General features: G+C 33.4%; 13 protein-coding genes. 1 reads left to right on the top strand and 12 read right to left on the bottom strand.

Annotated features, from left to right (window positions below):
- Positions 1-150: 150 nt before the first annotated feature.
- From E3U55_RS09965 to E3U55_RS09945, 6 genes are all read right to left on the bottom strand, one after another.
- Positions 151-498: a hypothetical protein gene (locus tag E3U55_RS09965; RefSeq protein ID WP_134340282.1), complete on the bottom strand. Its 348-nt coding sequence runs from the start codon at positions 496-498 to the stop codon at positions 151-153.
- Positions 499-622: 124 nt separating this feature from the next.
- A complete protein-coding gene (locus E3U55_RS17550) occupies positions 623-787 on the bottom strand; it encodes a hypothetical protein (protein WP_194840873.1) in 165 nt (54 codons plus the stop codon).
- 51 nt (positions 788-838) lie between these two features.
- On the bottom strand, positions 839-1366 hold the full coding sequence (locus E3U55_RS09960) for a hypothetical protein (RefSeq protein ID WP_134340281.1): 528 nt from the start codon (positions 1364-1366) through the stop codon (positions 839-841).
- Between the two features lie 79 nt (positions 1367-1445).
- Positions 1446-1826 carry a hypothetical protein gene (locus E3U55_RS09955; protein ID WP_134340280.1) on the bottom strand — a complete coding sequence of 127 codons (381 nt, stop codon included), beginning with the start codon at positions 1824-1826 and terminating at the stop codon, positions 1446-1448.
- Positions 1827-2185: 359 nt separating this feature from the next.
- Positions 2186-2821 carry a hypothetical protein gene (locus tag E3U55_RS09950; protein ID WP_134340279.1) on the bottom strand — a complete coding sequence of 212 codons (636 nt, stop codon included), beginning with the start codon at positions 2819-2821 and terminating at the stop codon, positions 2186-2188.
- Between the two features lie 128 nt (positions 2822-2949).
- Positions 2950-3942 carry a hypothetical protein gene (locus E3U55_RS09945; RefSeq protein WP_134340278.1) on the bottom strand — a complete coding sequence of 331 codons (993 nt, stop codon included), beginning with the start codon at positions 3940-3942 and terminating at the stop codon, positions 2950-2952.
- Between the two features lie 229 nt (positions 3943-4171).
- Here E3U55_RS09945 and E3U55_RS09940 point away from each other — a divergent pair, with 229 nt between their 5' ends.
- A complete protein-coding gene (locus tag E3U55_RS09940; protein WP_194840872.1) occupies positions 4172-5932 on the top strand; it encodes a recombinase family protein in 1761 nt (586 codons plus the stop codon).
- On the opposite strand, the gene rlmH is transcribed toward E3U55_RS09940, so the two are convergent.
- From rlmH to walK, 6 genes are all read right to left on the bottom strand, one after another.
- On the bottom strand, positions 5828-6307 hold the full coding sequence (gene rlmH / locus E3U55_RS09935) for a 23S rRNA (pseudouridine(1915)-N(3))-methyltransferase RlmH (protein WP_134340277.1): 480 nt from the start codon (positions 6305-6307) through the stop codon (positions 5828-5830). The genes E3U55_RS09940 and rlmH overlap by 105 nt on opposite strands.
- Before the next feature lie 389 nt (positions 6308-6696).
- Positions 6697-7920, bottom strand: a complete 1224-nt coding sequence (locus E3U55_RS09930; RefSeq protein WP_134340276.1) for a S1C family serine protease — start codon at positions 7918-7920, stop codon at positions 6697-6699.
- A gap of 26 nt (positions 7921-7946) precedes the next feature.
- Entirely contained in the window at positions 7947-8741 is a 795-nt protein-coding gene (locus E3U55_RS09925; RefSeq protein ID WP_134340275.1) for an MBL fold metallo-hydrolase, read from the bottom strand.
- Between the two features lie 2 nt (positions 8742-8743).
- Positions 8744-9610, bottom strand: a complete 867-nt coding sequence (locus tag E3U55_RS09920; RefSeq protein ID WP_134340274.1) for a two-component system regulatory protein YycI — start codon at positions 9608-9610, stop codon at positions 8744-8746.
- A gap of 2 nt (positions 9611-9612) precedes the next feature.
- Positions 9613-10983 carry a YycH family regulatory protein gene (locus tag E3U55_RS09915; RefSeq protein WP_134340273.1) on the bottom strand — a complete coding sequence of 457 codons (1371 nt, stop codon included), beginning with the start codon at positions 10981-10983 and terminating at the stop codon, positions 9613-9615.
- On the bottom strand, positions 10983-12815 hold the full coding sequence (gene walK / locus E3U55_RS09910; protein ID WP_134340272.1) for a cell wall metabolism sensor histidine kinase WalK: 1833 nt from the start codon (positions 12813-12815) through the stop codon (positions 10983-10985). The genes E3U55_RS09915 and walK overlap by 1 nt, the downstream gene beginning before the upstream one ends.
- Between the last annotated feature and the right edge of the window lie 6 nt (positions 12816-12821).

The raw sequence follows: 12821 nt of genomic DNA, 5'->3' as shown, positions 1-12821 counted from the left end.
GTTTTGTGATTGTAGTTCTTTAAATGTTAAAGTATCTCCCAAGATTATTCCCCTTTTCAATTATAGCTAAGTACATAACTTCTTCTGGCAAAACTCTTCAAGAAAGCGACAGCCTTCTTCAACTATTGCCCCCGTTAATTGAATAATAATTTATCCAAATTCTCTAATAGTCCCATAGCCATTAATAGCATTAAACTGACCAATTTTATAGCCGCGATCTAAGAGTTCACGCATAAACTCTGCCGGTGAATAAATAACTTTATGATCTTCGTTAAATGGAATACCAATATCTCTAATAAGTAATAATTTTTCAATTAAATTTATATCACTAAATGCATCACTTGTTGAACTTATATATGTAATCACTAATTCGTTGGTAGTGATGTCTTTAATATCACATTCTTTAAATATTCGTCTTTTTGATTCGTTGTCTAAATAACCTCTAATTTTAATGTAGTTATTTTCAATAGAAATAACTCTGGCAGGATAATAATTCATAATATCACTCCAGCATATATAAATTTTTAGTTTATCTTACTCCTTCTTCTTAAAGTAAAGCCCCAAGTTACTTTAAGTACATCTCTTCACAAATTTTCTCCTATATTATTTTGCAATTTCGCTTCTAATGCTTGGAGGTTGAGCCTGCCTTCCATATTGTTAATGCGATTGCAATAGTTGACAAGCTCCACAAGAAGATATCCCATATTCCAGTAATAATAGAAATAATCAAGAACAGCAATGGGCTACCTATTAAAATAATTAGTGAAATTTTTTGATAACGATTCATATAACCCCCCCAGAAACAAAATTATCAATTATAAAGATGATTGTTAAATAATCAATTCAGATTTTCTTTTGTGACTATTGATAAATCATTATATAGGCTAATCCAATGCCCTTCACTCAGTTTATATAGCTCGGTTTCTGGTACCTCTTTATAATCATTGCTTACGTTTTCCCATTCTGAAGTCATACTTTTCATTTGTTCAAAGAACTTTAATTCGGATGAATTTAATTCAAGTTTAGTATTCTCACTTTTTTCTAACTGCCTTTCATATTGAATTAACTTATCATGGCAAGACGATATATATATGCTTAAATCATGATTAGATTTCATCTCCAAGTGATTAGTAACATCTCCCGTAGCTTGTAATTTTTGAAAATAAAAGCTAAGAACCGAACCTATATGGTTTACCTCTTCCATTGATATAGACTTATTTTCAAGTATAGTAGCTAAAGCTTGGTCACTTGTCTTATTTCTGTGGCTCATCGTATCAACTACACTTCCTAAAGACTGCCTAATCTGATTTGATATGTACGATTCGTATCGCTGATGTTTTTTGTAATCTGAGTAAACAAAGTACATGCAGGTAACTATTAAGGTAACTATTATTATCCAAATTATATTTTTCTTCAAAGAACCCCTCCTTCTTAGATTTGAATCGTTATTCCACAGTCAATTTTGTACTTACTTCATACAGTTTATCTGATTCCCAATATCGTCCCACTGCACCATTTCCAAAGTTCTGTTCATCTTTACAATAACCAATCTCATACAAAACTTCACTATTATGTTTGAAAAGTAATTTATAATCTGGCATTGCCCAATCAACATTTGCGGTTGAATGTGTTCTTGCATTGTCTAAATCTTTTACAAGTTCTTCTATAAACCCTTTATCATCGATAGTAGCGACCAGTTCTTCACTATCCCACTCATACACCTCGATACTCGTAACATCGTCACTTAGATTTAGGTTATTGTTTTGGCACCCAATTAAGACAAAAGAAAATAATAAGAGTATAAAAACCAATTTAGTTTTTCTCAATAATATATGCCTCCTTTGCTTAATTCGACGTTATGGATTCTTGTAAAGATTCAAATTCTTATTAAACTATCCTGCCCCGTTACTTTAAGTACAATATTTCACAAAGTCAACTATATTTTAACATAAATATCCATTTTTAAACTCATTAGGTTATTCCTAATCTTACTTATTTGTTGCGCAGTATTGGTCTACTGTGACATATTTAGAAAAAGTCAAAGTTAAGAAGTATCATGAGAAATAGAATAGCCTAAGACAAAAAGGGCACATAAAATTGTTGTAAACATTGTTCTATAAAATACTGAAAAAGATAACAAATAAAGCAGCTCTTTAGGAATAACAATAAGGCAACTCTTTAAAAATTACTTTAGTCTTTCTACCTTTATATTATCGTTACTACCTGTGCTATATTTCGAAGCCGCTTTTGCTAAATTTACAAACTCCTTTCTAAAGAAACTAACACTATTATAATACTTTACTTTCTCTCTAAATTGCTCTGCCATTTCAGGTGTTACATGTGGATCAAAAATAATCGAAAAATTACCTTTATTAGGTGTTTGAAATCTATTTTCTACAATCTCATTATCTCTAAATACAGTTTTACTAAGTGATGGAATACCGTCAATAAATCCACTCATTATCATACTGTATTGTGCTTCTTCTAATAATTGGCCTTTAGGGAATAAATTAATAATTTCTTTTACAACTTTATTATGTATAGCATGTAAGTTATCAGTGGGGTTAATAATATTGTTTAAATTGGAAATTAACTTGTGATGAATCCTACCTCTAAATTCCCCTTCAAACCCTATAATAAGGTTTTTATTAATTTTATGTAACTTCTGGACATCCTGCTTAAATGCTTGTCCAGCAAACTCGTAATCACCAAATTCTTTATTAGAATTATAATACACTTCTGTTCTCATAGAATCAGCAACCATTAAAGAATATGGTTTACCTTCACTTGGATACACTGACATTGCCATTAATATTGTCACGTTAATACCTCATAATCTCTATCTGCTAATTTGGACATATTTAATTAATTCCCCTATGTATTTTGTTAATTTTTTCATACAAAAAATACCTAAAATAATAAGATACTACCAGTAGTTTACTGGATTATTTAAAAAGCTCCCCAATCATTTAATAATTCTTCAAGTGATCTTACTGATTTAACTGCTTTATTTTTCAAATTATCAAAGTTTCTTAATTTCCCATGCATTATATCGTTTCTAGCGTCTAATATGTTATTTATTTTTCTATTTCTAGTCTTATAATTATAGTTAGTTTGGATAAATCCTTTATTGACTAATTTGCTTACCTTTGCATAAACCGTTAAAAAATTTCCTTCTGCATTTTTTTCATACTGACTTGGGTTTAAATCATTCGATAGAATAATATAATTTATATATGATTCCAAAGAAACAGAAGAATATATTATTGCCTTTTTAAAGTCATAAGTTTTACAGGAGTATTTACTTTCACTATAAAAAGCTTTCCAGACTTTTACTTCTTCTTTAATTGCATTAATAAATTCATCACTTTTTATTTGCCCCAAATTACTGGTGTTTGGAGTTAGCACAAAATTTTCAACCAATTGATTACTATATAAGAAACAGTACATAAGATGACTACAATCATAAACTGATGGACTTATTGCATGTTTACCATGTGTATATTCATTATATTTAAATAGTATGTACTCTAAACACGGTTGCATAATTTCATCTACTAGTGAATGTGGTTTATTTTCAAATAGATCTTTTATCATTTCTTTTTCGTCATTAAAAGTTTCCACTAAGATTGATATATATGTGTTTATTACTGTATAACGAAAACTATTATGGGATAGATCGTTAGGTGTGATAGAAAGCGTAGCCTCTCTTAGAGGCACTTCCTGATTATGATGTGCATAGCTTGATAGTTTAAATGTTACTCTCCTTTTTCTCTTTGTTGATGGTAATATGAAATCTTCAGATGTTAAAAATTCAAAAAAGCCGCTATTTATGATTAAGTAGTAAGGTAAAGAAAAATCCATATAAATGGCCATATCGATATCATTATTTTCTAGAAATAACCTAAAATTTTTATCCAGGTTAATACTAGTATGTCCCATACTTATGTCCTCCTTTTCTATTACTATATATATTGTATCTTATTTCCATATTTTAATAAAAGCGACCTTTTTAGAAACTACTTAATATAAATTTCAAGCCCTTTCAGCAGTTTATTTTTATTAGCCACTTGCAAAACACATTTTAAATAAATCCCCTAAAAACAAACCAATGTATTTTTCCCCTCCTTTAATACCAATACTGTATAAAAAGGTTAAAGGAGCTAATCAAATGTATGAAATAAAAAATGTTGCAATATATTGTCGCGTCAGTACAGAAGAGCAAGCAAGTGAAGGTTATAGTATTTCTGCACAGTTACACACATTACGTCAGTATGCATCTCTCTATGGTTGGCAAGTTGTAGAGGAATATGTTGATGAAGGTATAAGTGGTAAGGATATTAAAGGACGACCTGCAATGCAAAAACTCATTTCGGATATTGATAAGGGTAAGTTTCAAGCTGTACTTGTTTGGAAGATCTCACGTCTTTCACGTAACATGTTGGATACTCTGGTGCTTCTAGATAAATTTGAAAAGTATGACGTGAAGTTTATTTCCTACTCGGAGAACTTCGATACATCGAGTCCAATCGGCAAACTTGTCGTTCAACTTATGGCATCTATTGCAGAAATGGAGAGAAATACTCTTTCAGAAAACGTGAAGCTAGGAATGACTCAGAGAGCTAATGAAGGTAGATGGAATGGTGGTATTGTTTTCGGGTATGACTCAATAAAGAAAGAACTAGTTATTAATCACGAAGAAGCAGAGATTGTTCATCTTATCTATAATTTATATGCAAATGGTAAGGGTCTAAAAGCTATAGCTAACCATTTAAACAAATCTGGATATAGAACAAAGCGTAACAAACACTTTTCCATTAATGGGATAGCTACGATATTAGATAACCATGTATATATAGGGAAAATTCGATGGTTACAAGTCGAGAATTGGGATAAAAAAAGAAGACGTGGCAAAAATCCGAACCCTATTTTAGTCGATGGGGAACACGAAGCAATTATATCTGAGGAGCTTTGGAACATCGTTCAAGCCCGAAGACAAAGTAAGTCTTTTAAGCAGCGCCAATCACACGAGCCTTTCTTACTAAATAGTATCCTTCGGTGTCCTGATTGCGGTCAAGGTATGGTTCCGTCTATCACTACACATACACGAAAAGATGGAAGCAAACGAAAACATCGTTATTATGTATGTGGTGCATTCCATAACAAAGGATCAACTGCCTGTAAAGCTAATTCAATTAAAGCCTACGATGCTGAAGAGGCTGTCATAAACCGTATAAAAGAATTTTTAAATGACGCAGAGAACTTTAACAAAATCATTGAAGATATCAATAGAGACATTATTCATTCAAACTCAGGAATAAAAAAGCAATTAGAGATTATTGAAAATGAGCTTCTAGAAGTCAATGCTAGGCATGAAAAATATATGGAAGCATTTGAACAAAACCTCTTACCTGTTTCAGTAGTGCAAGAACGGTTACAAAAGTTAACTAAGTTAAAAAACGAATTAGAACAAAATAAAAATGAACTTAGCGTTCAACTAAGCTCATCAGACTCAAAAGTTATTCCTCCAGAAATTATCCGTGATTTATTAGAAAAGTACATTCAAATATTTCAACAGTCATCAAGAGACCAGAAAAAACAACTCTTTCAGCTTTTGCTAAATAACATATCACTTAAATTAGCTGATGGTCGTTCTCGAACAGTTGACAAAATTGAACTCGACTTTGATTTTTCAGAAGTCAATATATCTAAGACATTTACACTCATCCACTTGCTTTATCGGGGTTCAGAGGACATAGAGAAAAGTAATACCTCGATATATGATTCCGAAGGGAATTTACCACCTTACCTTCAAATTTTTTTGCCTCTATTTATGGTACGGTTCATTCCGATTAATCTTAAACCCTCTGTACACCTGCTCCAACAAAATCAGTCTCATCAGCTGGTGTGGATAAGTCATCTTACTAAATGAAATTGAGAAATCGCTCCGCTCCTTAACTTCATCACTTAGTCCTAAAGATCCACCAATAACAAAAGCCACCTTACTACGTCCATACGTTGCTAACTCGTCTAATTTTTTCGCAAATGCTTCAGAAGTTAACTGCTTCCCATCAATTTCTAGGGTTATTACATATGTATCTGTGGATAACTTTGTGAGTAACTTAACTCCTTCTTTGTTTTTAACCTCTTCTTTCTCCGCTTCACTTAAACTTTCCGGTGCATGTTCATCAGGAACTTCCTCTATTTTAACTTTTGCATAAGGACTTAATCGCTTTAAATACTCGTCAATTCCTTGCTTTAGGTACTTTTCTTTTAATTTACCAACTGAAATTATTTTGATATCCATTGTAACCTCCTATGTGTACTTCCGAACATTGAATTTGTCAAGATGTTTTGTTAATAACTTGTGCATAACTAGGATAACTCCTTAAAATTATAGCTTTTTACATGCTTAATCACAAGATGTCCACAATTGTTGTGTGTATGTTGTTAACACTTATGAATAACTCGCACTTTATCTACAAATAAGCTATTTATCCACAACTTTATCAACATATCAACATATGTTCGCCTCTTATTTAGTAAAAAAAATAATTATTGACACAATATATGCATTTACTTAAATTTTTACTCACAATTTGTGTATAAACATGTAGATAATGTGTATAACTGTTTTTCCGAACAATACTATATTATAGTAAAACTCCGCTCAATCCATGTTGAGCGGAGTTTTGTTTATGAGTCTTGTGCTGCTAATGTAATTGTAGTTTCTTGTAGTTCGCCGTCACGATAAAAGGAAATCTTAACCTCTTCGCCTGGACCTGTTTCATTAAACAAGTACTGTCTTAATTCCAGAACGTTCGTAATTTCTGTATCTCCCATTTTTACAATGACGTCATATTGTTGAAAACCTGCCTGATCGGCTGGTGACATTCGCTGGACACCATCAATGATGACGCCACCATTCACGTCGTCAGGAAGGTTTAATGTTTTTTGCCAGTGGTACTGTGGTACATCTGTAAGAGAAAAGATTTCTACTCCCATGTACGCTCTTGTCACTGTTCCGTCTTCTTCTAAATCCTCGATAAGAGGTTTTGCCAAATCAATAGGTATCGCAAAACCTAAACCTTCCAATTTTGCTGATGCATACTTCATGGAGTTAATACCAATCAGTTGGCCATCCATATTTACCAGTGCACCACCAGAGTTCCCTGGATTAATCGCTGCATCGGTCTGCATAACTTCTGCTTGCCAGTCCGCTTGACCATTCCCATCAAAGTCTTGTGGTATTAAACGATCTTTACCACTTATAATACCTTGTGTGACAGAGCCTGCGAATTGTAAGCCTAATGGGTTACCGATTGCTACAACCGGTTCACCTACTTTTAAATTGTCCGAACTACCAAGTTCAATGACTTGATCAACATATTTGGCTTCTACACGTAATACAGCTAAGTCAGTGTATAGATCGCCACCAATAAGTTCTGCTTCAACTTGTTCTTCATTTGCAAAGACTACCTCAACGGAGTCAGCACCTTGAATCACGTGATAGTTCGTCACTATATAAGCGTGTTCACCTGTCTTCTTATAAACGACACCTGAACCAACGCCGCCCTGTTGTTGGTTAGATCCTTGTTCGCCAAAAATACTCTGTTGTTTTATATTCACTACTCCAACTACAGTATCTGAAACATTATTGACTACATCAGTAATTTGAGAATTAATGTCTACTTTGACATTTTTAGAATTCCCTTCATCACTTTGCACTTGATCGAGTTGTACATTTTCATCTTCATTTTCTTCAACTGTTAAATCATACGGTAATAAATTGGCTTGAACTAAAGCAGGTAAAGCCAATAAGATTAATACAGCTCCTAGGAATAATCCTACTACTGTAGGTAATAACCAGCCACGTTCGTTTTTCTTTTTTGGGCCTAAATGATCATCGTAATAACCCATTATCTACACCTCACCACACCTTAATTTTATACATAGCATATAGAAGTTGGTTTTATTGGACTTGTATCTTCTAAGGTTAGCTGTTCACCGACTGCAATATCATGTTTTTTAAGTATTTGTTCAACACTCATGCGAGCTAGATCAACCATATTGTTATCTTGGCTTAAATGCCCTAAGTAGATATGTTTTGTTTGGTTACCAATACAGTCAAGCATTGCAATAGCAGCATCCTCATTTGAAACATGTCCTTTGTCACTCAATATTCTGCGCTTAATGTTCCAAGGATATGCTCCCATTTGTAACATACCCACATCATGATTGGATTCAAACAATACAGCATTAGAATTTTCGACTGTTTTTTTCATACGTTCAGATATATAACCAGTATCGGTTATCATAGATACCTTTTTACCTTGATGGTGGAACACATAGAACATTGGATCAGCAGCATCATGTGAAACACCAAAACTCTCAACATCTAAATCTTCAAATGTTTTTACTGTCTCCATATCAAAGTGAAACTTTTGTTCTGTCATAATCTTCCCTAGTTGAGGTTCCATGGCCTCCCAAGTCTTTTCATTAGCATAGACGGGCAAATTATATCGTCTGGCAACAATCCCTACCCCTTTAATATGGTCACTATGTTCATGAGTAACCAAAATTCCATCTAATTCATTAGGATTAATATTTACTTGTTGCATTAAACCTTCAAGCTTTTTTCCGCTTAAACCAGCGTCAACTAGTAATTTCACTTTGTCTGTACCTATGTAAAAGGCGTTCCCTGTACTCCCTGAAGCTAAGACACTAAAATGTAAGCTCATACTTATTCACTCCGATTTTTTAACTCCTCAATTTCTCTCTTTAAAAACTCTTTAAGCTTAATAACAAAATCTATTTCATTATTAGGTATATACTGTGCTTCCATTGCATTAACAAAGTAAGTATCTTCTTTATTAACTGTTATTTCCCACGTCGGTACAAAAACTTGCACACCATCTTCTAAAGGTAATAACGTGTGATACCCTATTTTCATATTTGAAATATTATCTTCATAATTAAGGACGTTATTTGAATACAACTCAAATATGGCATTGATTGGATCTACAACGGTCTGTTCTTCAGAATTATGGACAACCTCTTCAAGTAACGTTTGTCTATACTGAATGGCATCTCCTTCTTCATTAAGAACGACCAATAATACGCCTGTTTCATTAAAATAAACAGTCCGATTGTTCTGCTCTTGGAAAAATAGCAAGGCATTTTCTTCCTCATAATAATCCCAAAACTTAAATGTACCGCCATATAGGACACTTTCTTTAATTTTCGCTATCGACTCATCAAAGCTTTCTTCTAAGTTAAGATCCAATGGCTCAACATATTGGCTTGCAATAACTTCTTGGGCAGTATCAACCCCAATGGTTTGCTCATCTGCGTCAATTTTTGCATCTAACGCCTGCAAATCCTCTTCTGTTAATTGATATCGCTTAGCAGTCACATAAACTTCTTTCAAGCCACTTTCAGGCAAATTTTCGAATGTTATACCTTGAGCTTCTAATTGTTCTTGAATGGTTGATCGACTAATTTTATCTAAGTCGGCCTCATTTATTTTCTCTATAAGTTCTTGAACTAAGAATAAATTCAAAATCAAAAAACTTATAATGAATATCGTTTTTATTTGGCCCCATTGCATTATTATTCAACCCCTTGGTTCGTCAACACATCATTAAAAGAGCTTAATGGTCGCCATATATCTTCTCCAAATTTAACGTGCCATTCTGGATCTAATTCGAGTACAACTATTGAACCATCATTTCTGGCATTTAGTTTATAACCGATACGAACATCTTGAATGATGTAGGACAGTTGTTCATTAATGGTTTGTATTAATTGATAGACGTTTTCTCCTGAAGCTAAATCTCGTCTATCAATCCCAATGTTGTTATTAATCTTGAAGAGAGGCCGTTTTAATGAGTAAAGGTGATTATTTATCCATTTTTGTTCCATTTGAAGTAGTTGCTCAAATTGTTGACTTGTATCATATATTGGGTAACCATTGTAGTACATTCGATAATTTAATAATCCAAACTCATTTAAATTATCTAACCTAAAATCATCTGTCCAGCCCGTATGATCATTTGTGAATTCTATACTTTTTTGTATCATATCCTCTTTATTCATTAAAGGGCCATCTTTGTATAAGGAATTAACAAATGACATAACTTCATCATTATCAAACACAGGTTGAGTAACTAGTCTTCGAGATCCGTCTGTCCAATAAGAATCACTATTATTAGTAGCGACTCTTCTTACTGAAGATGGGCTTTTAAACAGAACATTAATCATCGGTTGTTCTGATAATGGTTCGGTTGTAACCGCGTAACTTCTTAAGCTTAGCTTTTCTTCTGGTAAATAAACGGTATGGTCATTATTTAATCTATACTCTTGTAAATTAACCATTGTATTAGAACTGTTAAATTCATTCTCTAATCTTTGAAAGGCTTTTGAAGATTCGATCTCTCCTGTTAATATTTTTTGATGGGAGTCAGAAGCAAATACAAACTGTATTTCCTGGTCGTTTGATTTCATATTTAAATATAGTTTATTAAACTCCCCACTCCAGTTAACATCATTTTTATTAACTGAAAACATTTGATTAACTAATTCAAATGGAACACCTACAGGGTATTGAATTTCTATACTTTGATAACTCTTATTATTTGTCCATCCTAATGGCTCGGACCATTCAAGATGACGACGTATTGTATTTAGGTTAGCCGGTGTTCTAATTGATGAAAATTCCCAAGATAAAATTTCATTATATAGGTCATTTTCATTAACTTTCTCTCTGAACATTTTGTGTTCTTGATAGTCATGGAAAATAATTTTATTTGGGTAGACAACTTCTTCTATCAGCTTTTCCTGACCTTCTAATTTAGTTTCATCCACAAACTTTTGGGTATCTAAATCCTGAAACTCCGGTTGGTATGTCCACAATGCAAAGGTTAATAGTAAACTAAATGCAACAAGCAAGAAAAGGATAATTGATTTTATATGTTCAACCATTATGCTCGACCTCCCCTTTTCTGCTGCATAAGTGGTAAGCGGAACGTAATTGTTGTTCCCTGGTTCTCAATACTATTAGCCCATACTTCTCCATCATGGGCTTCAATTAACTCTTTGGCTATAGCTAAACCTAAGCCTGTTCCTCCTAACTTTCTGGAACGAGCTTTATCAACACGATAGAATCGTTCAAAGATCTTCTCAAGGTTCTCCTCAGGTATACCTACACCTTCATCTGTAACTTTTGTAAGTAATTGATGGTTTTGTTCTGATACTTCTATTAAAATTTCTCCTCCTTCTGGGGAGTATTTAATAGCATTAGAGATAATATTATCTAAGACTTGTGTAATTTTATCTTTGTCCACCCATACCTTATAATTTTTCTCGGGAATTTTACGTTCAATTGTTATGTCTTCACTTATGTTAAGCTCAAAACGGTCTACGATATGGTGAATAAAGTCTATATAATTTAAGCGTTCTTTATGAAGTTGATAGTCTTTGTTGTCCATTTTAGATAATTGTAGTAAGTCATTAACCAAACGTATCATTCGCTCAGTCTCGTTTTGTGTGACTGATAAGAACTTAGGTGCAATTTGTTCATCTTTCCAAGTTGAACCATCAGTTAAAGCTTCCAGATAACTTCTCATGGTTGTTAATGGTGTACGTAACTCATGGGATACATTAGCAACAAATTCGCGGCGTTCACGTTCAATTTTTTCTTGTTCAGTGACATCACTAAGAACGGTAATAATACCGCTTGTTTCCCCATTTTCATCAAGAACCTCAGAAAAGTTCGCTCTTAACAAGAAGAGTTGTTCTTCACTTGAGAAATCTATTATTGTGCTCTTCATTTCTTTTAATTCATCTAGATTGGTCACTTGTTCTTCAATTCCTAATACTCCAATTAGGGATTGCCCTACTATTTCTTCCTGTTTATAGTTCGTTAAATTTTCTGCTGGCGGGTTCATTAATATGATTTGCCCTAGATGATTTGTGGCTATTACCCCATCAGTCATATTTGACAGTACTGAGCTCAATTTGCGCCTTTCGCCTTCTGTATTAGCTTGAGCCGCTTGAATTTTATCACTCAACTCATTAAATGTGACTGCCAATTGACCAATTTCATCCGACCCGTATACATTTACTTTTTGTGAGAAGTCGCCAGCTCCCATAAATTTGGCTTGTTTTCGCATTTCTGATATAGGTTTGGTAATCGTCCTTGCAACCAAAATCCCTAATAATGCTGACACCGTAATCGCAAGAATCGTTCCGTTCGCGAATATTCGGTTAATGTCTTCCATTTGCCCATAAATACTTTCTAATGATGCTTCTATATAAATAGCACCTACAACTTCATCTGTTTCTTCATCTATGATGGGCTCTGCTTTAACTAACGTACGATGTCTTGTTTCTGGGTTAAACATCGTATTTTCCTCAACGCTCCCTGATAGAGCTCGTTGAATTGTAATATCAGTCGTTCGTTTACCTATATTACTCTGTTCAAATTCATCAGTCGTGCCAACTACTCTTAAGTTAGGATCGATTACTTGTATTTTATTAATATCTTCAGAGTCAAAATCAAGTAAAATAGAACGTACATCTTCCCCTAAAGTAGCTGAACCCTCTGGACGCTCTGCAGTAAATGCACGTTCTAAATTAAAATTCAAAAGCTGAATTCTCTCATTTATAGATTCTGTGAAATTATCCTTAAGCTGACTTTCTAACTGTTGGGCAAAATAAGCTCCTATCACTTGTATAGCAATTAGTAACAATAATATATAAACGACGATCATTTTAAGTTGTATTGATCTAAAAAATCCCCAGATGGCACCCATACTTTA

The organism is Filobacillus milosensis (genome assembly GCF_004402015.1).
GTDB classification, from domain to species: domain Bacteria; phylum Bacillota; class Bacilli; order Bacillales; family Alkalibacillaceae; genus Filobacillus; species Filobacillus milosensis.
This window is presented reverse-complemented; position numbering and strand designations above follow the sequence as displayed.